19 protein-coding genes are annotated in these 21,634 nt (G+C 67.0%); 11 read left to right on the top strand and 8 right to left on the bottom strand.

Annotated elements, in window-relative coordinates; all coding sequences use genetic code 11:
- Positions 1-9: 9 nt before the first annotated feature.
- Positions 10-1,359 (bottom strand): hypothetical protein, encoded by a 1,350-nt coding sequence (locus AC4D14_RS06395; protein ID WP_490900858.1) that lies wholly within the window; start codon positions 1,357-1,359, stop codon positions 10-12.
- Positions 1,360-1,669: 310 nt separating this feature from the next.
- Between AC4D14_RS06395 and acs the strand changes: the two genes are divergently transcribed.
- The 7 genes from acs (at position 1,670) to AC4D14_RS06360 (ending at position 9,610) form a co-directional block, all read left to right on the top strand.
- Entirely contained in the window at positions 1,670-3,634 is a 1,965-nt protein-coding gene (gene acs, locus AC4D14_RS06390) for an acetate--CoA ligase (RefSeq protein WP_490900857.1), read from the top strand.
- Positions 3,635-3,807: 173 nt separating this feature from the next.
- Positions 3,808-5,121, top strand: a complete 1,314-nt coding sequence (locus AC4D14_RS06385; protein WP_490900855.1) for an MFS transporter — start codon at positions 3,808-3,810, stop codon at positions 5,119-5,121.
- A 45-nt stretch (positions 5,122-5,166) separates the two neighbouring features.
- Positions 5,167-5,637: a type II 3-dehydroquinate dehydratase gene (gene aroQ, locus AC4D14_RS06380; RefSeq protein ID WP_490900853.1), complete on the top strand. Its 471-nt coding sequence runs from the start codon at positions 5,167-5,169 to the stop codon at positions 5,635-5,637.
- Between the two features lie 54 nt (positions 5,638-5,691).
- Positions 5,692-7,434, top strand: a complete 1,743-nt coding sequence (locus tag AC4D14_RS06375) for a dipeptide ABC transporter ATP-binding protein (protein ID WP_490900852.1) — start codon at positions 5,692-5,694, stop codon at positions 7,432-7,434.
- A gap of 94 nt (positions 7,435-7,528) precedes the next feature.
- The gene (locus AC4D14_RS06370) at positions 7,529-8,107 is read left to right on the top strand and encodes a TetR/AcrR family transcriptional regulator (protein ID WP_490900851.1); all 579 of its coding nucleotides are present in this window, start codon (positions 7,529-7,531) and stop codon (positions 8,105-8,107) included.
- The gene (locus AC4D14_RS06365; RefSeq protein WP_490900850.1) at positions 8,094-8,831 is read left to right on the top strand and encodes an ABC transporter ATP-binding protein; all 738 of its coding nucleotides are present in this window, start codon (positions 8,094-8,096) and stop codon (positions 8,829-8,831) included. Before AC4D14_RS06370 ends, AC4D14_RS06365 begins: the two co-directional genes overlap by 14 nt.
- Complete coding sequence (locus AC4D14_RS06360; protein WP_490900849.1) at positions 8,828-9,610, top strand: ABC transporter permease; 783 nt, start codon at positions 8,828-8,830, stop codon at positions 9,608-9,610. Before AC4D14_RS06365 ends, AC4D14_RS06360 begins: the two co-directional genes overlap by 4 nt.
- 79 nt (positions 9,611-9,689) lie before the next feature.
- Here the strand turns inward: AC4D14_RS06360 and AC4D14_RS06355 are convergent, their stop codons facing one another.
- The 3 genes from AC4D14_RS06355 to AC4D14_RS06345 all read right to left on the bottom strand — a co-directional run bounded on the left by AC4D14_RS06355 (position 9,690) and on the right by AC4D14_RS06345 (position 13,408).
- Positions 9,690-10,631 (bottom strand): ABC transporter permease, encoded by a 942-nt coding sequence (locus tag AC4D14_RS06355; protein WP_490900848.1) that lies wholly within the window; start codon positions 10,629-10,631, stop codon positions 9,690-9,692.
- Entirely contained in the window at positions 10,628-11,632 is a 1,005-nt protein-coding gene (locus tag AC4D14_RS06350; RefSeq protein ID WP_490900847.1) for an ABC transporter permease, read from the bottom strand. The genes AC4D14_RS06355 and AC4D14_RS06350 overlap by 4 nt, the downstream gene beginning before the upstream one ends.
- A gap of 81 nt (positions 11,633-11,713) precedes the next feature.
- The gene (locus AC4D14_RS06345; protein WP_490900846.1) at positions 11,714-13,408 is read right to left on the bottom strand and encodes an ABC transporter substrate-binding protein; all 1,695 of its coding nucleotides are present in this window, start codon (positions 13,406-13,408) and stop codon (positions 11,714-11,716) included.
- 168 nt (positions 13,409-13,576) lie between these two features.
- Here AC4D14_RS06345 and AC4D14_RS06340 point away from each other — a divergent pair, with 168 nt between their 5' ends.
- Complete coding sequence (locus AC4D14_RS06340; RefSeq protein ID WP_490900845.1) at positions 13,577-14,599, top strand: DUF2332 family protein; 1,023 nt, start codon at positions 13,577-13,579, stop codon at positions 14,597-14,599.
- A 6-nt stretch (positions 14,600-14,605) separates the two neighbouring features.
- Here AC4D14_RS06340 and AC4D14_RS06335 read toward each other — a convergent pair whose 3' ends face one another.
- The gene (locus AC4D14_RS06335; protein ID WP_490900844.1) at positions 14,606-15,790 is read right to left on the bottom strand and encodes a MarP family serine protease; all 1,185 of its coding nucleotides are present in this window, start codon (positions 15,788-15,790) and stop codon (positions 14,606-14,608) included.
- Positions 15,791-16,010: 220 nt separating this feature from the next.
- On the opposite strand from AC4D14_RS06335, the gene AC4D14_RS06330 reads away from it, so the two are divergent.
- Both AC4D14_RS06330 and AC4D14_RS06325 read left to right on the top strand, forming a co-directional pair.
- Positions 16,011-16,688 (top strand): Crp/Fnr family transcriptional regulator, encoded by a 678-nt coding sequence (locus AC4D14_RS06330; protein WP_490900842.1) that lies wholly within the window; start codon positions 16,011-16,013, stop codon positions 16,686-16,688.
- Positions 16,689-17,387: 699 nt separating this feature from the next.
- Entirely contained in the window at positions 17,388-17,750 is a 363-nt protein-coding gene (locus AC4D14_RS06325; RefSeq protein WP_490900841.1) for a hypothetical protein, read from the top strand.
- Here the strand turns inward: AC4D14_RS06325 and AC4D14_RS06320 are convergent.
- From AC4D14_RS06320 to sp36, 3 genes are read right to left on the bottom strand one after another with little or no spacing between them, the layout of a single operon-like run.
- Positions 17,716-18,630, bottom strand: coding sequence for an NUDIX hydrolase (locus tag AC4D14_RS06320; protein WP_490900839.1), 915 nt, complete (start codon positions 18,628-18,630; stop codon positions 17,716-17,718). The genes AC4D14_RS06325 and AC4D14_RS06320 overlap by 35 nt on opposite strands.
- A gap of 4 nt (positions 18,631-18,634) precedes the next feature.
- Complete coding sequence (locus AC4D14_RS06315; RefSeq protein WP_490900838.1) at positions 18,635-19,117, bottom strand: RidA family protein; 483 nt, start codon at positions 19,115-19,117, stop codon at positions 18,635-18,637.
- Positions 19,114-19,275 carry a Sp36 family protein gene (gene sp36, locus AC4D14_RS06310; protein WP_490900837.1) on the bottom strand — a complete coding sequence of 54 codons (162 nt, stop codon included), beginning with the start codon at positions 19,273-19,275 and terminating at the stop codon, positions 19,114-19,116. Before sp36 ends, AC4D14_RS06315 begins: the two co-directional genes overlap by 4 nt.
- Positions 19,276-19,312: 37 nt before the next feature.
- Between sp36 and AC4D14_RS06305 the strand changes: the two genes are divergently transcribed.
- Positions 19,313-21,634, top strand: a complete 2,322-nt coding sequence (locus AC4D14_RS06305) for a transglycosylase domain-containing protein (RefSeq protein ID WP_490900836.1) — start codon at positions 19,313-19,315, stop codon at positions 21,632-21,634.

Here is a 21,634-nt window from a genome sequence, read left to right as displayed (position 1 = left end):
GGGCTGCCCCTAGTCCCGCGGCGCCCGCTCGATGTTGGTGAGGTCGTGCATCATGCCGATCTGGCCGGTGCGCTTGTCCTGCACCAGGAACTCGGTGCCGCGGTCCTCAATTCCGACCTCCCAGTCACCTGGCTCCACGGTGAAGAGCGTCCGGCCTGACTGTTCGTCGATCACCGGGCGCGGGGTGCCGACGGCGAACCAGAACGCTTCAACAACCTGATCGTCGTCGGCGCTGCGGGTCGCGGAAATGGGCTCCTGCTGTTCCACCGGGGCGCTCGCCGCTACGGGATGCACGCGCGTCTGAGGTGCCGGGTCGGGCCTGGAATCCGCGTCCGCCGGGTCCTCCGGCGCCGCCGTCGAACCGTGGCCGCGTTCCGTGCCGGCCTCCGGGGTCACAGCCGTTGAAGCCCCGGAAGCAGCGCCGTTCAGCGGGCGCTCCGCGGAGTCGGCGGGCTGCTCGGACGGGTCAGCGTCGGCGGCAGCTATCTGCGCTCCGGATGCCGGCGATCCTACCGCTGTGGCGCCGTAGCCGCCGACGGCGGAGGCCACTCCATTGGCGGCCGCGGCGTCATCCGGGCCTGCCTTCCGCGGGCTGCGGAAGCGGGCGGCAAGTGTCTTGGCGGTGCTGGAGATGGCGTGGCCGGACTTGGCAAGGCTGGCCTTGGCCGGGCCCGCGGCGCCGGCGCCGGTGGTGTCAGCCTCCGGCGCATCGGATGCCGGTGTATCGCCTGCCTGTGCGTCGCTGCCGGCGGGAGCGGAGACGGGCTTGGGAGGTTTGGGCCGGGTGGGAAGAACCGCACGTGCCACCGGGTGTGCCGCGGAATCGGGACGGTCGTGGAAGTCCTTCTTGAGCACGGGCAGGTGCGGGGCCAGCACCGTTGCCGCAAGCATTCCGAGTGCTCCGATGAGGGAGATGAGCGGGCCGATGTGGAAGGCGCTCATCGTCTGGAGGAAAAAGAACGTTGCCGCGAGCACGGCGGCGACCGACGCAAACTGGTCCGCCGACAGCGATCCGACCCGAAGGCTCGCGGCACCGCGGCGGCGGCCGATGACCAGTGCCACCGCTGCAATCGGGAGGAGGATGCCGATTCCGACGAAGAACAGCGGAAGCGTGTTCCAGAAGTTGGCGTAGCGGACGACACCCTGGAAGAAGGGCAGCAGGGTGCCGAGGAAGATCACCGCGACCGACGCCGCAAGCACCACCTCACGCAGCGTGAACGGCCCGACAGCGGCAGGGCTCGTTGCGTCGGTGGCGTCGGAGGCGGGCTGCGCAGGCGCATCCGGCCGGCCGGAGTCACCGGCGCTTGAAACCAGCGTCCCCCGGTCATCGAGCCGGCGGCCCGGTTGGTGTTCGGTCATGGTGAATCTCCCGTTCGTGGCGGCCGCACGGCCGCCCTGAGCCGGCCGTGCGTGAATCAGTGCTCTTGTCTCCTTCCACCACACTAGCCACCCCCGTTCGCCATCTCTAGCAGGCCCGGCGGCGGTGGAGCCGTTCGGCGCACATTTGTCGCCTCTTACATCTGCGGTGTGACTGCTGACACATCGGAACGGAACTGGCCGATAATGTCAAGGAGATGCCGGTGTCGGGGCACGGCTGGGAGCCGTTCCGCCCGAATGCTTCACCGGTAGAGGAACTGAGTAGAGGAACTGAGCTGCAGAGGGGATAGAAATGTCTGATAGCGCCCAAAGGCAAGGCGACGCGTTCGAAAACCTGCTCCACGAGGAACGCCGCTTCCCGCCATCCGAAGAATTCGCCGCGCAGGCCGTTGTGCAGCCGGCCCTGTATGAGGAGGCCAGGACCAAGGGCCCGGAGTTCTGGGCCGACCAGGCGCGCAGCCACCTCACCTGGGAGACCGACTTCTCCAAGACGCTCGACTGGTCGGATGCGCCCTTTGCCAAATGGTTCGTCGGCGGCAAGCTCAACGCCGCATACAACGCGCTTGACCGCCATGTCGAGGCCGGCCGCGGTGACCGGGTGGCCATCCATTTCGAGGGTGAACCCGGCGATACGCGCAGCTACACGTACGCCGAGCTCACGACCGCGGTCAAGAAGGCGGCGAACGCCTTCGAATCCCTGGGCGTGCGGAAGGGCGACCGCGTTGCCGTCTACCTGCCCATGATTCCCGAGGCCGCCATCACCATGCTGGCGTGCGCCCGCATCGGAGCGGTCCACTCGGTGGTGTTCGGCGGTTTCTCCGCCGATGCGCTGCGCAGCAGGATCGACGACGCCGAGGCCAAGCTCGTGGTGACGGCGGACGGCACGTACCGCCGGGGCAAGCCGAGCTCACTCAAGCCCGCCGTCGACGGCGCCCTCGCCCGGGACGGTCACACAGTCACCAACGTGGTCGTCGTGCGGCGCAACAACGAACCCGTTGAGTGGACCGAGGGCCGCGACCTGTGGTGGGACGACGTCGTCGACACCGCGTCCGCCGAGCACACGGCCGTGGCACACGACTCCGAACACCCGCTGTTCATCCTCTACACCTCGGGGACCACGGGCAAGCCGAAGGGGATTCTTCACACTACGGGTGGATTCCTGACCCAGACCGCGTTCACCCACAAGGCCACGTTCGACCTGCGCCCGGAGACCGATGTCTTCTGGTGCACCGCCGACATCGGGTGGGTGACCGGGCACAGCTACGTCACCTACGCCCCGCTGATCAACGGCGCCACGCAGCTCATGTACGAGGGGACCCCGGACACCCCGCACCAGGGCCGGTGGTGGGAACTGATCGAGAAGTACAAGGTGTCGATCCTCTACACCGCGCCCACTGCCATCCGTACCTTCATGAAGTGGGGAAGGGACATCCCCAAGAAGTACGATCTCTCCTCCATCCGGGTCCTCGGCTCGGTCGGCGAACCGATCAACCCCGAGGCATGGATGTGGTACCGGGAGATCATCGGCGGGGGCAAGGCGCCCGTGGTCGATACCTGGTGGCAGACCGAGACCGGCGCCCACATGATCGCCCCGATGCCCGGGGTGACAAGCACCAAGCCGGGCTCGGCGCAGGTCGCCGTGCCCGGCATCGCGGTGGACGTGGTCGACGAGATGGGCGAATCGGTTCCCAACGGCGCCGGCGGCTACCTCGTGATCCGCGAACCCTGGCCGGCCATGCTGCGCGGCATCTGGGGCGACCCGGAGCGGTTCAAGCAGACCTATTGGTCGCGCTTCGACAATATGTACTTCGCCGGCGATGGAGCGAAAAAGGACGAGGACGGCGATATCTGGCTGCTCGGCCGGGTTGACGACGTCATGAACATCTCCGGGCACCGGCTTTCGACAACCGAGATCGAGTCAGCCCTGGTGAGCCATCCCTCGGTGGCCGAGGCCGCCGTCGTCGGCGCCAAGGACGAGACCACCGGGGAGGCGGTTGTGGCGTTCGTGATCCTGCGCGGCTCGGCGAAGGACGACGACGACATCGTCACGACGCTGCGCAACCACGTGGGCAAGGAGATCGGCCCGATCGCCAAGCCCCGGAACATCCTGGTTGTCCCGGAGCTGCCCAAGACGCGCAGCGGCAAGATCATGCGGCGCCTGCTCAAGGACGTCGCCGAGGGACGCGAGGTCGGCGACGCAACAACGCTCGCCGACAACACCGTGATGCAGCAGATCGCTGCGTCGCTGCGCAAGTAGCCGGCTGAAGCAGCCTGCGGCACCGGCGCGCCGGCAGAACGGGCCGCAGGGCCGCCCCCGCCAAGGGGCGTCCCTGCGGCCGCCCGCCGGACCAGGCACCAGGCCGTCGGCGCCGGTGTGAGATTGGACTCAAACGTTGGCCGCGTCCCGAAGGCGGAGGGACAATCGTCAGCGTGTCCACATCACTTGCCTCTGCGCCCGCCACCACGCCCAACCCCCGGATGGCGCGCAGGGTAGCCGGCGCCTCCTTCGTCGGGACGGCGCTCGAGTCCTACGACTTCTACGTTTTCGGCACCGCCGCCGCACTCGTTTTCAACGAAGTGTTCTTCACGCAGCAGGACCCGCTGGCCGGAACCCTCTCGGCGTTCCTGATCTTCGCGATGGGCTTCGTCGCCCGCCCGCTGGGCGCCATCCTCTTCGGGCACCTCGGGGACCGCATCGGCCGCAAGAAGACCCTGATCTGGACAATCACCCTGATGGGCCTTGCCACCGGCACGGTCGGCCTGCTCCCGGACTACAACACCATCGGGGTGTGGGCGCCGATCATCCTCACCGTTCTCCGCCTGCTCCAGGGGCTCTCCCTCGGCGGCGAATGGGGCGGATCCATCCTCATCGCCACCGAACACGCGGAACCCCGCAAGCGCGCGCTCTACGCATCGATCCCCCAGCTGGGCTCCCCCGTTGGCACAATGCTCATCTCGCTCATCTTCCTGATCCTCACGGTCGCGGCGCCTGACGTCATGACCACCTGGGGCTGGCGCATCCCGTTCCTGCTTGCCTTCCCGTTCCTGGCGATCGCCATCTACCTGCGCCTCGCTATTGACGAGACCCCGGTCTTCAAGGACGCGGCCAACAGCAACAAGCTGGCGCGCATCCCCTTCCTCGAGGTGCTCCGCGCCCAGCCGGTGGGAATCATCGTCGCCGCGGCGTCGGCCGTCCTCGGCATCGGCTCCTACTTCCTCATGGTTTCCTACACCCAGGCCTACGGCACCGAACGGCTGGGCCTCAGCGAAGCGACTGTCCTCAACGCGGCATTGATCGGGTCACTGCTCCAACTGGTCACCATCCCCGCCTTCGGCTACCTGGCCATGCGGATCGGTTCGGCGAAGGTTGTCGCCGGCGGCGCCCTGGGCACCGCCCTGATCGCCTTCCCGCTCTACTGGGTCATCAGCATCTCCACCGAACCGACCTACATTGCCGCGATCCTCCTTGGTGGAATCCTCCCCACGGCCACCTGGGCCGCGCTCGGCGGGCTCATGGCGGACATCTTCAACCCCCGGACAGCCTTCACAGCGCTTTCCTTCGCCTACAGCCTCGCCGCCATCGCCGCAGGCTTCGTGCCCTCGCTCACCCAGGCCTTCGGGCAGGCAACGGACGGCGCCTGGTGGCACCCCGGCATCGTGCTGGCGGCCCTCAGCCTCATCACCTTCGCCGGCGCGGTCGCCGCGGTGCGCCTCCGCTCCCGGGCCGGGGCGGCCGGCCTCTGACGGGCCTTCGGAAGCTGGGGCCGGGTTCTGGGGCATAGTTAAGCCATGAACGCCGCGCCCAGCATCCTGATCCTCAACGGCCCGAACCTGAACCTGCTTGGAACCCGGGAGCCTGCGGTCTACGGCTCGGAAACGCTCGACGACGTCGAACGCCTGGCCCGCACGGCCGCCGCCGCCCGCGGCTGGGCGGTGACCAGCTTCCAGTCCAATCACGAGGGCGCGCTCATCGACTCGATCCACGCGGCCGCAGGAACCGCCGACGCCGTCATCATCAACGCCGGCGCCTTCACCCACACCTCCATCGCGATCCGCGATGCGCTCGCCGCTGTGGCCCTGCCCGTTGTGGAGGTGCACATCAGCAACGTTCACCGGCGCGAGGAGTTCCGGCACACCTCCTACATCTCCGCCGTCGCCGACGCGGTCATCGTGGGCGCCGGCGTCGACGGATACCGGCTGGCCGTCGAATATCTCACGGCGCGCCTCGGAGCCGGCGCCGGAGCGCCGACGAAAAATTAGGCCTCAGCGGCGCAGATTTCCGGCAAAACCGTTCCGGTAGTGCACCATAGATCCATGACGGATATCACTCCCGCCGGCGCAGAAGCCAGCGACGCCCCCCTGCTCGAAGTCCGGGACCTTGCAGTCAGCTTCCGCACCACGCATGGGGAGGTGCGCGCCGTCGAGAACGCCAGCTTCACGCTGCGGCGTGGAAGCACCCTCGCGATCGTCGGCGAATCGGGCTCGGGGAAGTCGACAACCGCCATGGCGTGCATCGGCCTGCTGCCCGGCAACGGCCGTGCAACCGCCGGAAACATCTTCTTCGAGGGCCAGGACCTGGTCGGGCTGCCCGAGTCCAAGATGCGCTCGATCCGGGGGCGGGCGATCGGACTGGTGCCCCAGGATCCGATGTCGAACCTGAACCCCGTCACAAAGATCGGCACCCAGGTCGCCGAGACCCTGCTGGTGCACGGGATGGCCACCAAGCGCAATGTCAAGGAACGCGTCATTGAGGTGCTCTCCGCCGCGGGCCTGCCCGACGCGGGCGAGCGCGCCAAGCAGTACCCGCATGAGTTCTCCGGCGGCATGCGCCAGCGCGCGCTGATCGCCATCGGCCTCGCCTGCCAGCCTCGGCTCCTGATCGCCGACGAACCGACGAGTGCGCTCGATGTGACGGTGCAGCGCACCATCCTCGACCAGATCGCCACAATGACCGACCAGCTGGGCACCTCGGTGCTGCTGATCACCCACGACCTCGGCCTTGCCGCTGAGCGTGCCTCCGACCTCGTGGTGATGCACCGCGGCAGGGTTGTCGAGACAGGGCCGGCCCAGCAGCTTCTCAACGACCCGCAGCACCCCTACACGCAGTCGCTGGTCCGTGCGGCGCCCAGCGTCGCCGCGGTGCGCCTGCGCCCGGGTGCCTACAACGACGACCCGGCGAAGCGGGCGAAGCTTGCCGAGGCGGTCTACGAAGAGCACGGCGCGGTAGCCGGCGTCGCGGCCGAAACTGCGGCGCCGGGGACGAACATCGTAGAGATCCGCGACCTCACGAAGGTCTACAAGCGGCGCGGCAGCTCGGAGGATTTCTACGCCGCGAAGAATGTGACCCTCGACGTGCCGCGCGGGCAGACAGTGGCAATCGTCGGCGAGTCCGGATCGGGCAAGACAACGACCGCCCGCATGCTCCTGAAGCTCATCGAGCCGACCTCGGGCACGATGAAGTTCGACGGATTGGACGTCGCCACCCTCGACAAGGCGCAGCTGAACGACTTCCGCCAGCGCGTCCAGCCGGTCTTCCAGGACCCGTATTCCTCCCTCAACCCGATGTTCACCATCGAACGCATCGTTGAGGAGCCCCTCAACGCCTACAACCGGGGCACCAAGAAGGAGCGGGCGGCCCGGGTGCGGGAACTGATGGATCAGGTGGCCCTGCCGCACAACGCGCTGCGCCGATACCCGTCGGAGCTTTCCGGCGGACAGCGCCAGCGCGTCGCGATCGCCCGGGCGCTTGCCCTCAAGCCGGAACTGCTTGTCTGCGACGAGCCGGTCTCGGCCCTCGACGTTCTCGTCCAGGCGCAGATCCTCAAGCTGCTCGGGGACCTGCAGTCCGAGCTCGGCCTCAGCTACCTGTTCATCTCGCACGACCTGGCCGTGGTGCGCCTCATCTCCGACTATGTGTGCGTGATGAAGGACGGCGAGCTCGTCGAGGCGGCGAGCTCGGAAGAGGTGTTCCAGAACCCCCGCCACCCGTACACCCGCAAGCTGCTCGCCTCGATCCCGGGCAACGAACTCAAGATCGGAGACGGCATAGCGTCCTAGCGGCCCCCTGAGGCGGGCCGCCGGGACTCCCCTGGCGCACCACCAGCCGGCAGGGGTCTCGACACCGCTTATGTTAGTGACTAACATAAGCGGTGTGAGCGCGGCACGCACGAAGTCCCGGATCCAGGAAGCAGCTCTGGCCCTGTTCGTTGAACAGGGTTACGACAACACCACGGTCGAGCAGATTTCCGCGGCCGCGGGCGTCTCGCATATGACCTTCTTCCGCCACTTCGGCACGAAGGACGCCGTACTCCTTGACGATCCGTACGATCCCGTCATCGGAGCCTTCGTGGAGGCCCAGGCCGGCACCGATGCGTTGGAGCGGGCATGTTCCGGGCTGCTGGCGGCCTGGGCCGCGATCCCCGAGGACGGGTCCGGACAAATGCGCACGCAGTTGAGCATCGTGACCGGCCACCCCCACCTGCGTGCCCGGATGTGGGAGAACAACTACCGGACGCAGCGGGTGGTCGCCGAGGCGCTTCAGCGCTCGGGGGCGGGGCGGCTTGAGGCCGAGGTAGCAGCCGGCGCCTGCCTGGGGGCGCTCATCGCCGCCCTCATGGACTGGGCGGCCGCTCCTGAGGGCAGGCTCGGGGACTGGATCACAGCGGCGATGCTCCAGCTGATCCGCAGCGATGGTGGGCCCCGGGAGGACGGCGACGGTGAGCCGGGCTGAAGCCGCACTCGAAAGCATCAACGCCGGCAAGCTCTACGACGGGGCCGCCGTCCTCAATGCGGTGAGCATCGACGTCGTCCCCGGCGAGGTGCACGCGCTCGTCGGGCTCAACGGCGCGGGAAAGACAACCCTGCTGCGGCTGCTGCTCGGCATGCTGCGCCCCGACAGCGGCGACGTGCGCGTCTTCGGCCACGCGCCGTCCTCGTTGCCGGCAGCGGACCGCGCCCGTGTCGGCTACCTCGTTGACGACCCGCTCGCCTACCCCGAACTGAGCGTCCTCCATAACCTGCGGGTGGCCGGGAGGCTGGCCGGCTTGGGCGCCGACGGCGCTTCCGCTGCCGCCGAGCGCCTGATCGATGAGTTTGCGCTCGGAATATGGCGAGGCACTCCGGCCCGAAAGCTCTCCATGGGGAACCGGCAGCGGCTGGGCCTTGCCGCAGCGCTCATCGCGGACCCGGGGGTGCTGGTCCTCGACGAACCCACAAACGCACTCGACCCGGCCGGCATCATGCTGGTCCGGCGTGCCCTCCAGCAGCGCGCGCACGGCCCCCGCGGCACCGCCGCCCTTGTGTCCAGCCACCATCTCGACGAGGTGGCCCGCATCGCCGACCGCATCACCGTCCTTAACGGCGGCCGCACCATCGGCACGCTCGACCCAACGGAGATCGACCTTGAACGGAGGTTCTTCGACATGGTGTATGCCGACAGCGGGGTGCAGCGGTGACTGCCAGGGACCAGTTCAGCGCCGCCCTGTGGATGGAATGGCTGAAGTTCCGACGCGCACGGCCGGTGTTATTCACCAGCGTCTTCCTCGTAGTGGGGGTTCCCGCCATGACCCTGCTGACCCTGTTCTCCGTTCAGGGCGCGAACCCGCTGCTGGCCGCTAAGGGGCAGGCGATCATCGGCGACGGCGGCTGGGACGGGATCTTTGCCGGCGCGAACACCATCATCGCGGTAGGCGGCCTCCTCGGCTTCGGCCTGGTCGCCGGGTGGGTATTCGGCCGCGAGTTCACCGATGGCACCGCCGGAGCCCTGTTCCTCACGGCCGTTTCCCGGACGGCCGTCGCCGCTGCCAAGCTTGTCCTGCTGCTGGCGTGGGCCGCCGTTGTGGCACTGGCCCTGACCGGGCTACTCCTCGGGGCCGGGCTACTCAGCGGGGCCGGGAGCGTCGATGCCGCGGTGCTGGGCGGCGCGGGCAAGTTCCTTGTCATCGTGCTGTCGACGGCGCTGCTTGCCGCACCCGCCGCCTGGGCAGCCGTCCTGGGCCGCGGATACCTTGCGGCGATCGGCCTGGTCATCGGCATTGTGGTGCTCGCGCAGATGGCCGTCATGGCGGGGGCGGGCGGCTGGTTTCCGTTCTCCGCGCCCGGCCTGTGGGCCGCCGGCACGGGATCCGGACTCGACCCGGTCACCGCCGTCCAGCTGCTGCTCATCGTTCCCGTCGCGGCACTGTTCGCCGCGCTGACGCTGCGGGCCTGGAACCGCCTGAGCTTCGACCGGTAGCCGGCCTGAGGACCCGGCCCTTACACAGCAGAAGGCGCGTACCGGAGAACCGGTACGCGCCCCCTGCTGAACGCGTTGCCTACTTCCGGCGCGTCTTGGGATCGAGCGCTTCACGGAGCGATTCGCCAAGGAGCGTGAACCCCAAAGCGGTGATCGCGATGCAGGCACCGGGCAGGAACGCCAGCTGCGGTGCGACCGACAACTCGGCCTGCGCGTAGGTGAGCATCCTTCCCCATTCGGCGGTCTGGGGCAGCCCGCCGCCCAGCCCCAGGAAGGACAACGCGGCCGCGTCGATCACGGCCGTGGCGAGCGTGAGGGTGGCCTGGACGATGACCGGGCCCATGCTGTTGGGCAGCAGGTGGCTCATGGTGATCGTCGACCTGCTCAACCCGAGGGTCTGGGCCGCGAGGATGTAGTCGGAGCCGCGCTGGGAGAGCATCGAGGAGCGCAGCAGGCGGGCGAAGATCGGAATCTGCGAAACACCGATGGCGATCATGATCGCGTACGGGCTCTGCCCGAGGATCGCCGCGATGCTCACTGCCAGCAGCAGGTTCGGAACGGACAGCAGGATGTCGACGAACCGCATGATGAGGTTGTCCACCCAGCCGCCGAACCCTCCGGCGAGCAGGCCCAGCAACATGCCGCCGGCCAGGCCGAGGGTGGTGGAGATGACCCCGATCAGCAGGGACGCCTGCGCGCCCCAGATGAGCTTGCTGAGCAGGTCACCGCCGAACCGGTCAAGGCCCAGCGGGTAGCCGGCGATCTCGCCGGGGCCGGGGATCGACGTGGGCGTGATTTCGGTCCGCCCGGGAAGGTCGTTGCCGCCGTGGGGCGCGAGCAGCGGGGCAAGGATCGCCACGAGGACAAAAAGCCCGATGATGACTGCTCCCACGATTGCCTGTGGGTTGCGGCGCAGCCGCAGGAAGGCGTCCTTCCACAGGCCGGTGCCGCCGCCGGTGTCGAGCACCGGGTCTGTTGGAGCTGCGGATCCGCTGGCTGCGGGGGGCAAGGTTGTACTCACTGAACACGCACCCTCGGGTCGATGAGGCTGTAGGAAATGTCAACGACAAGGTTGATGATCGCGTAGAGGATGGCAATGAAGATGATGAACCCCTGAAGCACCGGATAGTCGAGTCCGAAGATGGCGTCACGGAGGAAGCGCCCGATGCCGTTGAACGCGAACACTGTCTCGGTGAGGACCGCACCCGAGATAAGCAGGCCGAGCTGCAGGCCGATGGTTGTGACCACCGGGAGCATCGCATTGCGCAGGATGAACCGTCCGCGGATGGTCCGCTCGAGGAGGCCCTTGGCGCGGGCTGTGCGGACGTAGTCGGCGTTCTGCACCTCGAGGACCGACGCCCTCGTGATCCGCACGATGATCGCCAGCGGGATGGTGCCCAGGGCGAGCCCGGGAAGGATCAGGTGCTGCAGCGCGTCCCACGCCGCGTCCCACTCACCGGTCAGGATCCCGTCGAGGACGTAGAAATCGGTGAAGTGGGTGGCGTTGATCCGGGGGTTTTGCCGGCCGTCCGGCGGCAGGAGCGGCCACTGGATGGCGAAGAGGTACTTGAGGATGAAGGCCAGGAAGAACACCGGCACCGTGATCCCGATCAGGCTCAGCACCACGGAGCCGTGGTCGACCGCCCGGCCGTAGTGCCGGGCCGCCAGGTAGCCGAGCGGAATGCCGACGCCGATGGCGAAGATGAGGGCAACGATCGTCAGTTCGATTGTTGCGGGGAACCTGGTGGCGAATTCCTCAAGGACGGGGCGCCCGGTGTTGATCGAGACACCGAAGTCGCCCTGGAGCAGCTTGCCCATGTAGGTGAAGTACTGGCTGATGAGGGGCTCGTCGAACCCGTACAGCTCATTGACCCGGGCCACGGCCTCGGGGGTCGCCTTCTCCCCCAGGAGGGCGGTTGCGGGGCCGCCGGGCAGACTGCGCACCCACAGGAACAGCAGGATCGACAGCCCGAACAGGGTGGGGATGAGCAGGGCAATTCGCTTGCCTATGACGCGTAACACTGTGTCCTCTCGGAAATGAGCTCGGTGGTGCAACCACAGTGGAGCCGGGCCACAGTGCGGCCCGGCTCCACTGTAATCCGATTACTCGCTGAGCTCGATGTCTGTGAAGACCTCGTCGTTGACCGGGCTGGCCGGGTAGGACTTCACACGCTCGGCGAACGCCAGGGACGGCGCCGGGTGCGCCAGCGGGATGGCCGGGACGAACTCGGCAATCTGCTGGTTGATCTCCTCATACTTCTTCGTCTGCTCCTCGCGGTCCGTCATTCCCCGGGCCTCGTTGAGTGCGTCGAACAGTTCGGGATTGCTGAAGCCGAACTCGGGCTTCTCCTGGCCGAAGAACACGCCGATGAAGTTGTCGGTGTCGTTGTAGTCGCCGGTCCAGCCGAGCAGGTGCAGACCGTGGTCCTCGGTGCCCTGGACCTGGTCCAGGTAGTCGGGCGACCAGGCGGCGGGCTTGGGGGTGACCTTGATTCCGACGTCGGCAAGCTGGGCCTGCAGGTTGGTGAAGACCTGCTCGGGGGTCGGCATGTACGGCCGCGAAACGTTGGTCGGGTAGTTGAACTCGACCTCGAAGCCGTCAGGGTAGCCGGCCTCCGCGAGGAGTTCCTTGGCCCGCTCGGGATCGAAGTCGTACGTTGTGACGTCCTTGTTGTAGCCCTCGACGACGTCCGGGATGAACTGCGTTGCGACCTCTGTTCCCTCGGGCAGCGTCTGGCTGATCAGGGCTTCCTTGTCGATGGCGTGGGCGATTGCCTCGCGGACCAGCGGATCGGAGAGCTCTTTGACCTTGTGGTTCATGCCGAGGTAGAGGATGGTGAACGGGTCGCGGGCAATGATGTTGTAGCCGGCTTCCTTGAGCGCCTCGGTGTCGGCGGGCGCGACCAGGTCGTAGCCGTCGATGGTTCCGGCCTCAAGTGCCTGGCGGCGGGCCTGAGGGTCTTCGATGATGCGGAAGATCGTGTCGGTGATCTGCCCCTTCTCGCCCCAGTAGTCCTCGAAGATCGACAGTTCAAGCTGCTGTCCGACGTCCCAGGACTCGAACTTGAACGGCCCGGTTCCAACGGGGTTCCCGAGCGCGTATTCGCTGAGCTTCGGAGATTCCTCGGAGCCGCCGATCTCGTCGGCCTTGAACTTCTCGAGCGCGGTGGGGCTCTGCATGGCGAAGGCCGGCAGTGACAGGGCGGGAACGAAGCCGGCGAAGGGCTTTGCCAGGTTGATCGTCACTTCGGCGTCGCCGTTGGCCTCGCAGGACTTGTAGACGGCGTCTTCGGGCTCGTCTTTGAAGCCGTGGAAGAGCGAGTTGTAGTAGTAGGACACTGTCTCTGCCTGCTGCAGGCCCGTCCAGTTGAACCAGCGCTCAAAGTTGAAGCACACGGCTTCCGCGTTGAAGTCGGTGCCGTCGTGGAACTTCACGCCTTCCTTCAGGGCGAAGGTGGTCGACAGGCCGTCCTCGGCGGTCTCCCAGGACTCGGCGAGCAGCGGCGCCGGATCGGCGGTGCCCTTCTCGACTCCAACGAGGCCCTCGAAGATCTGGCGGCTGACCCGGAAGGACTCGCCGTCGCTGGCGAAGGCCGGGTCGAGGGACTTCGGATCGGACGAGGCGGCAAACACGAAGGTCGAGTTGACCGCTCCCCCGCTCTCGGTCCCGGCGCCCTCTTCGCGCTGACTCTGGACGCATCCGGTCATGAGAAGCGCGCCAATTGAAATTCCTGCAGTGACCGCCACGCGTTTCCGCACGGGACGGTGGCTGCGCACAGAAGTGCCACGTGTGAACATTTTAAGCTCCTGTTGAACTAATTATTCTGACCGGATACCCCTGCATCCGCCCGGATCTGCACGCTAGGCGCCCTGTCCGTGTGACGAGCCTAACTTCTAAGCGGCCCGGATTCCGTATTTGGCCAGTACATCCGGTTACGATTTGGTTTCGTGGTGAAGGAGGGTTCGATGAACCCGGCTCATGAAACGGCGGCCAGCTACCGGCACTTTGCCGACCTGGAGGCCCGCGGCGGATCGCCTCTGTACGTGCTGTGGTGCACGGGAATCAGCGAGGACAACGCGCTTCTGGAGCTCCTCGAAACACTCCCTCCGGCGCGGCGGCAGCCGGAACTGCTGCTTGGCGCCGCGCGGTACCTTGGAACCGGCAAACTACCGTATTCCGGGTTCCGGTCCTTCGTGTTGGGCAACTGGGACTCCGTGCGGGAGATCATGAAGCGCCGCGGAGGCCAGAGTGACGACCCCGGTTGGTGTGCCGCCCTGCTGCCCCTGCTCGCGGCGCTCGCCCGCCGGGAAGGTGCGGCGCTCTCGCTCATCGAAACCGGAGCCTCGGCCGGCCTGTGCGTCTACCCGGACCGCTACAGCTACAGCTACGGCGCGGCCGGAGGAGCCACCGTGCAGCTTCACCCCGGCAACGGACCCTCCCTCGTTCCACCGTTCGAGTGCGGGGTGCGCGGCGCAGTCCCGGTGCCGGAATCGCTGCCCGAGGTGGCATGGCGGGCGGTGGTCGGCCACCACCTGCTTGAGGTGGACCACAACGACGACGTCGCCTGGCTTGAGGCACTGGTCCGGCCCGAGCAGGCACACCGCAGGGAACAGGTAAGGGCCGCGGCGGGGGTGGTGCGGGAGGATCCTCCCCTGCTGGTCCGCGGCGGACTCACCGAGCAGCTTCCGGCCCTTCTCGACCATGCACCGGTGAACTCCGCCGTCGTCCTTCTGGACACCGGCGGCAGGCTCGGTGCCCAGGCCCGGCGCGAGGCCGCGGCCCGCCTGCCGGTCCTTGCCGCAGGCAGCGGCCGCACCGTTCACTGGATCTCGTTCCAACAGGAGGGAACACCCACAGGGCCGGAAGGCACCGCGGCGTGCAGAGCCGGCGACCGGAGGGGACGGCTCCTGCTTCACGACGGCGCGGCCGTCGCGCGTACAGGACCTCGGGGACAGTGGATTGAATGGCTTACGCCGCAGGGCCGGTGACCGGGGCTACCTGCGCGTGCACTGCCCTGCGGCCTCAGGCTCGACGTAACTGGTGGCTCGCTCGGCCACCGACCGGAACTCGGCGAGGGAAAGCGCGTAGCCTACCGGGGCGTCGGCGGTCGACTTGGCGAAAACCATCCCGACAACCCTGCCCTGGAGATCAAGCAGGGGCCCGCCCGAGTTTCCCTGCTGCACGTTCGCCGCGAGGCTGTACACCTGGAGTGGCTTCGGGTCGGTTCCGTAGATGTTCTGGACGAGCACCTTTGAGAGGCCCTGGATGCTCGCGGGCTGGACGCGGTAGGGGCCGCCGCCCGGGTACCCGGCGAACGCGGCCGTCGTTCCGCTTTCGAGTTCCGGGCCCAGGGGCAGCGGCGCACGGTCAAGCCCGTCGACGGCTAGCAGCGCGATGTCGCGCTGCTTATCGAAGTGCACAACCCGGCCCTGCAGGGCCCCGCCCCCGGGAACCTCGACAACCGGCTGGTCCACGCCGGCGACCACGTGCGCATTCGTTAGGACACGGCCCGGGGCGATCACGAAACCGGATCCGGTCTGGTTCTGCCCGCATTGGAACGCCGTTCCGGCGATCCTCACCACCGAGGCGGCCGCTGCCGCAAGCTCGGGGGTATCGACGGAGTCGTCGGGCACCGCGGCGGAGGGTGTGGGCCCGACGCCTTCGAGGATGGTCGGTATTCCGTCATCGAATGCGAGGGTGCGCAGCTGGGCGAGCCAGGCGCGCAGCGGCGCGGGGGTCGAGGCGTCGATGCTGCGGATCACCGAGGACCCGGCGATGTGCGAGGACAGGAAGGGAACACCGAGGGCGCCGACGCTGAAGGCGAGCATCGAGAGCACAAGGGCTGCAACAACGGTGTTCACGGCCCCGCCAAGGAGCCTGTCGACGAACCGAAGGGGCGGGAAGTCCAGCCAGCGCCGGATGGCGGCCCCGAAGCTCGAACCGAGGGCCTGCCCGCCGATCACCAGCACGATGGCCGTGGCGATGATTGCCGGCAGCCGCCAGCCGTTGTCGGGCACACAGGAACTGACGAGGGGAATGGCGAGGAACGCGGCTACCGCTCCGGCAAGGAAACCAACGATGCCGCCAAGGGTGACGAGGAAACCGTTCCGCAGTCCCGTCACAAGATAGCCGAGCAGCACGATGACAAGAAGGACATCAAGGATGCTGAGGTCCGGCACGTCGTCTCTCCATTGCTCTTCGGGAAGCCGGGCACCCCCGTCACTGGTTTCCGATTCTATAGCCCTTACCGGCCGCCCGCTGGAGGCCGGCAATGCGGGCAAATCGCGGATTGAACGGCGGAACACCCCTGTAGCTGCTGTTGCCGCGCGCCCGCGTGCGGCAAGATGGGGAGGTAGCAGACTCCGCGGGACCGCCGCAATCACGTCATCAGGAGAATTCATGGATATCGAGGTACTGCGCAGGGCGCCACTCTTCGCTTCACTGGGAGACGACGTCTTCGCCGCCCTCACCGACGAGCTGACGGAGGTGGACCTCTCGCGCGGATCGTCGGTGTTCCGTGAAGGCGATCAGGGCGACCAGCTGTACTTCATCGTTTCGGGCAAGATCAAGCTCGGCCGCACCGCACAGGACGGCAGGGAGAACCTGCTCGCGATCCTCGGCCCGGGCGAGCTGTTCGGCGAAATGGCGCTTTTTGACCCGAGCCCGCGCACGGCGACGGCCACGGCGGTTTCGGAGACGCGGCTCGCCGGGCTGAAGAACGAAAACCTGCGCGTGCTGCTTGAAACCCGCCCGGAGGTATCGGCTCAGCTGCTCCAGGCGCTGGCGCGGCGGCTGCGCCGCACCAACGAGTCCCTCGCCGACCTCGTGTTCTCCGACGTGCCCGGCCGCGTCGCGAAGGCACTCCTTGATCTCGCCGACCGCTTCGGCAGGCCGGCAACCGACGGCATCCTCGTTGCCCACGAGCTCACGCAGGAAGAACTGGCCCAGCTGGTCGGCGCCTCCCGTGAAACCGTGAACAAGGCACTTGCCGAATTCGTGCAGCGCGGCTGGCTGCGCCTTGAGGCGCGCGCCGTCGTCATCCTGGACATCCAGCGGCTCCGCCAGCGCAGCCGCTGACCGGTTCAGGCAAAGACAACGGCGGGCACCCCGAGGGGTGCCCGCCGTTTTTGTTGTCCCGACATGGACATCGTCGATCTTGATGGCGTAGCCGACGAGGTTAGATCCAACTTCACTCGCCATGTCGAGATGGATGAGATAGTCGCGCGGCTCGAGGCAAACGGCACCAACTCTGTTATTCATTTGCCATGAGGTCTTACGCAAAGATGACGAAGCAGGAGGCTGCCGCGGCGCTGGCCGAGTTCCTCGACGAGCGGCCGCAGGCACTGGAGCACCTGATCCAGTGCCTGGTCGAGCGCTCAGAGGATTCCGTCCACCTCGACGGGACAGTCGAAGCCTTATTCCCCTCTGGCGCTGGGGGAAATCGGTGTTGGCGGAGCGGACGGCGGAAACCGGGCAGTCTAATACCGCGGCCGTTCCCTCGTGGCTGCGCTATGAGCTTGGTACCGAGCCGACCCTGTCGCCGGAGTCGATTGCGATCATCGATGGGGTTACCTCCTACCTGTGCCAGGTCGTGGAACAAGGAGCCCCCGGTGCGCAGTGGAGGGTTGGATTTCACCGGATCAAGTCCTACAGATGGCAGAACTACCCGGTGCTTGCCCGCGAGAGCGAGGAGGCTCCCCTGGCTCACCTCCTTCCAGGCCTTGCTCGAGGGCTCGCCAGCGGCAGTTCTCCTCGGATGACGACGAGCTGGCTCGCATGGCTACGGTGGCCATCGAGCGGCTGAACGGTACCAGCGAGGATCCCGCGGGCGGGGATGAACCGCTCGTTGAGGTGGAGGACCTGGGTGAGGACGCGCTGCGCGGGCGTGAGCTTGAGGTGTCGTTGCGGGAGGACATCGCCCACGAGCACTCCCGGGTGGTGGACCGGCTGGTCAAGACCCTCTCCAAGGAAAGCGGGATCACCGGCGTTGTCCGCGAGGACCGCGAAGTCCTCCTCGTCGTCACCCCGGGTTGGAGTACCGAGCAGCTTCAGGAATGGGTCACCGGCTACCTCCAAGAGAACATCCACGGCTACGGCGGAAGTGTCACAACCCGCGCTGGATCGAGCCGCCTTCGGTGAGCTTCGGGCATTCCACCTCAAGCATGAGCCCGCCGTCCTGGCGGGTGAGGCGCGGGTAGTAGAGCTTCACCGGGCGCTTGTGCGACAGGTAGGCGACACAGCCCCGGGCGGAGCCGATCTTTTCAAGGATCACCTCGACCGCTGGGACGGCCAGCTCACTGAGGGTGCGACCCACGGTGTTCGGCTGGCCGATCTCATCACCGAGCACCGTGGTGTTCCGGCGCTCGATTTCGTCCGCGGCACACCGCCACCCGCCCCACACGCCCTTGCTCTCGAGGATCGACGGTTCCTGGTTCACGGGCTGGGCCGCAGCGAAGTAATGGGTGTCGAACCGCCGGTGGGCGAAGTCCGGGCTGAGCCAGTGTGAGAGCGGCTTGATGAGGTCGCTGCGGATCCCGAGCCCGCGCCGGTTCAGGATTTCGGCGAAGGAGCGTTCCTGCTCATTGATGGCTTCGCGTGCCTTCATCCATTCCCTGCCGCGGGTGCCCTCCACGAGGCTGACCGGGCTTGGACCGGCCAGGAGCACCCCGGTTTCCTCGAAAAGTTCCCGGACCGCGGCGACAACATGGCGGCGGGCCGTGGCGTGGTCGTCGATGCCCAGTGCCTTCGCCCACGCCGCCGGGGTGGGCCCGCACCAATCGACATACTCGTCATCCGCTTCGTCGATGCTGCCGCCCGGAAACCCGACGATGCCCAGGGGCGACTCGCCCCTCCGGTAGGAGAGGTACGTCTCGGTGCCCACGGCGCTGTCACGGAGGAGCACGACCGACGACGCAAGCCGCGGCTTGAGCGGTGTACGCCCGCCATGCTCCACCCAGCTCTCCGCTGCGCTGCGCTGCGCCTCGGGAATGGGAAACAGGCGGTTACTTAAGCGGTCCACTTGGTTAGACAAACTCCACAATAATCTCGACTTCGACCGGCGCATCGAGGGGTAGCACTGCGACGCCGACCGCGGATCGGGCATGGGTTCCGGCTTCGCCAAGAACCCTGCCCAGCAGCTCCGAGGCTCCGTTGATGACCGACGGCTGTCCGGTGAAGGCCGGATCCGAGGCGACGAAGCCCACCACCTTCACCACGCGGGTGATGCGGTCAAGATCTCCGATCTGTTCCTTGACGGCTGCCAGCGCATTGACGACGCACGTCTCCGCGAAGCCCTTTGCCGCTTCCGGTTCCACACCGGCGCCCACCTTCCCGGTCGCCGCGAGCTTGCCCTCCACGAACGGCAGCTGGCCCGAGGTGTAGACGTAGTTCCCTGAAACGACGGCGGGCACATAGGCCGCCACCGGCGCGGCGACCGCGGGAAGGGTGATTCCCAGCTCATTCAGCCGTGCCTCCACTGCCGACTGGGCTGCCTCAGTGGTGCTCACGACTGGCCCTTTTCACGCTTGAGGTAGGCCACCAGCCCGTTGCCGTCGGGCCCCGGAACCACCTGGACCAGCTCCCATCCGTCGTCGCCCCACTGGTCGAGGATCTGCTTTGTGGCGTGGATGATAAGCGGAATTGTGGCGTACTCCCATTTGGTCATGATTCAAAGCCTAGCGCGTGCTTGTAAACTGCAGTACATGGCTGCTCGTACCTCTCCTCTCTTTGACACGGCAACCACCCTAGGGAAAATCATTGCGTTCCTCGGAATCAGTGCCCTCAGTGGTGTGCTCGCCGCCGGTTTGCTTGTGCCCGTCGCGGCGGCCGCAGGCACCGGTGCTTCGGCGTCCCTGCAGTTCTTCGAGGAGCTTCCGGCCGAGCTCAAGCGCGGCGCGCTGGCCCAGCCGTCGAAGATCCTCGCCTCCGATGGATCCCTCATCGCGACGCTGTACGAGGAGAACCGGCAGCCGGTGACTTTGGACCAGGTCTCGCCGACCATGAAGGACGCCCTCCTGTCCATCGAGGACAACCGCTTCTACGAGCACGGCGGTGTCGACCTCCAGGGCATCGTGAGCGCCCTGGCAAACAACCTCACGAGCGAGACGACCCGCGGCGCCTCGACCCTGACCCAGCAGTACGTGACGAACGTCCTGATCGACGACGCCCTCCAGAACGGCGGGGAAGCGATCTTCAGCGGCAACAAGACCATCGGCGACAAGCTGCGCGAAGCGAAGCTTGCAATCGCGGTCGAGAAGGAGCTGTCAAAGGACGAGATCCTTGAGGGGTACCTGAACATCGTCCCGTTCAGCGGCACCACCTACGGGGTCCAGGCCGCCTCGAAGTACTTCTTCAACGTCAAGGCCAAGGACCTGAACATCCAGCAGGCCGCACTGCTGGCCGGCATCGTCAACGGAACCACCTACTACAGCCCCGAGCTGAACCCGGAGCGGTCGCTGGAACGGCGCAACATCGTGATCGGAGCGATGCTTGCCAACGGCAAGATCACCCAGGAAGAACACGACGCCGCAGTTGCAACGGACCTCGGGCTGAAGATCACCCCGACGCTCAGCGGCTGCGTCGGCGCCGCCCAGGCACCCTACTTCTGTGACTACGTCACCCACCTGATCCTCAACGATCCCGCGTACGGTGAAACCATCGACGACCGCAAGAAGGTCCTCTACCGGTCGGGTCTGACGATCAAGACCACCCTCGATTCCAGGGTCCAGAAGGCGGCCCAGACCGCCGTCAACGAGACTGCCGACCCCGACACGACCGACGGCGCCGTCGGCCACTCGATGGTCAGCCTGCAGCCGGGCACCGGAAACATCCTCTCGATGGCCCAGAACACCCGTTACACTCCGGGAACCTCCGCGGGCGACTCGGTGATCAACTTCAACGTCGACAAGTTCGACGGCGGCGACCCCAACAAGAGCCTCGGCGGCTCTGACGGATTCCAGCCCGGCTCAACCTACAAGCCCTTCACCGTTGCCGCCTGGGTCCAGGACGGCAGGTCCCTGAACGCCTACATTGACGGCAGGAAGCGCACCTACCCGCAGGGAGAGCGTTGGAAGGCAAGCTGCCTCCAGTACGGGCACTACGAAGAGCTCGAGGAGAAGGGCTGGACGCCGCAGAACTACGGCGACATCAACTACCGTCCCGAGACCGTGCTCAACGGGCTTGCGCAGTCGCTGAACACGATCACCTTCGGGTCGGCCAAGCAGCTCGACCTGTGCGAGATCCAGGACATCGCCTACCGCATGGGCGTCCACAAGGCCGGAAGCGCCGACGGCAAGGAAGAGCCGATGGAAATCGTCCCCTCGATGCTGATCGGCGGCGCCGGCGAGGTTGCGCCGATCTCCATGGCAACCGCCTTCGGAGGCTTCGCCGCCGAGGGCAACGTGTGCGAGCCCCGCGCCCTCACCGAAGTGACGGCTGTGGACGGAACCAGCTACCCCGTCCCCGCCGCTTCCTGCGAGCAGGTCATCTCAAAGGAGGTGGCCCGCGGCGTGAACTACGCCACCCAGGAGGTCATGAAGGTCGGTTCGGGCTCACAGCTTGAGTACGGCGACATTCCCATGGCCGGCAAGACCGGAACCAATGACTACCGCTCACAGACCTGGTTCATGGGCTACAACTCCGGGATGGTGACCGCAAGCTGGGTCGGCAACTGGAAGAGCGGCAACGAGCAGGGCGGCCTGAGCGGCCTGCGCATCGGGGGGAAGATCTACCCCGAGATCGACGGTTCGCTCATCGCCGGCCCCTCCTGGGCCAAGTTCATGCAGCGCATCCCCGGCCTCTACGACGGAAAGCCTTTCGCCGCTCCTCCGAGTGAAATGCTCTCCGGCTCGCGCCAGAACAACCGGCCCGGTCTCAACTCCGGCAACCCCGTGCTTCCCGGAGGCGCGGGTGGCATACTCGGTGGAGCAGGCGGCCCCGCGGCAGGCAACGGGAATTCCGGTAACGGCAACTCGGGCAACGGCGGCGGCAACGGCAATGACGGCGGCAGGGAAGGGGACGGCTGA

This window comes from Arthrobacter sp. TJ-254, assembly GCF_058269175.1.
Note: the sequence above shows the minus strand (reverse complement) of the source record. Positions and strands in the feature narration are given on the sequence as shown.

What these genes read in the sequence shown, in the direction of transcription:
- AC4D14_RS06395 (WP_490900858.1), bottom strand. Translation starts at nt 1,359, where the DNA reads ATGACCGAACACCAACCGGGCCGCCGGCTCGATGACCGGGGGACGCTG.
- acs (WP_490900857.1), top strand. Translation starts at nt 1,670, where the DNA reads ATGTCTGATAGCGCCCAAAGGCAAGGCGACGCGTTCGAAAACCTGCTC.
- aroQ (WP_490900853.1), top strand. Translation starts at nt 5,167, where the DNA reads ATGAACGCCGCGCCCAGCATCCTGATCCTCAACGGCCCGAACCTGAAC.
- AC4D14_RS06375 (WP_490900852.1), top strand. Translation starts at nt 5,692, where the DNA reads ATGACGGATATCACTCCCGCCGGCGCAGAAGCCAGCGACGCCCCCCTG.
- AC4D14_RS06345 (WP_490900846.1), bottom strand. Translation starts at nt 13,408, where the DNA reads ATGTTCACACGTGGCACTTCTGTGCGCAGCCACCGTCCCGTGCGGAAA.
- AC4D14_RS06340 (WP_490900845.1), top strand. Translation starts at nt 13,577, where the DNA reads ATGAACCCGGCTCATGAAACGGCGGCCAGCTACCGGCACTTTGCCGAC.
- AC4D14_RS06330 (WP_490900842.1), top strand. Translation starts at nt 16,011, where the DNA reads ATGGATATCGAGGTACTGCGCAGGGCGCCACTCTTCGCTTCACTGGGA.
- AC4D14_RS06325 (WP_490900841.1), top strand. Translation starts at nt 17,388, where the DNA reads ATGGCTACGGTGGCCATCGAGCGGCTGAACGGTACCAGCGAGGATCCC.
- sp36 (WP_490900837.1), bottom strand. Translation starts at nt 19,275, where the DNA reads ATGACCAAATGGGAGTACGCCACAATTCCGCTTATCATCCACGCCACA.
- AC4D14_RS06305 (WP_490900836.1), top strand. Translation starts at nt 19,313, where the DNA reads ATGGCTGCTCGTACCTCTCCTCTCTTTGACACGGCAACCACCCTAGGG.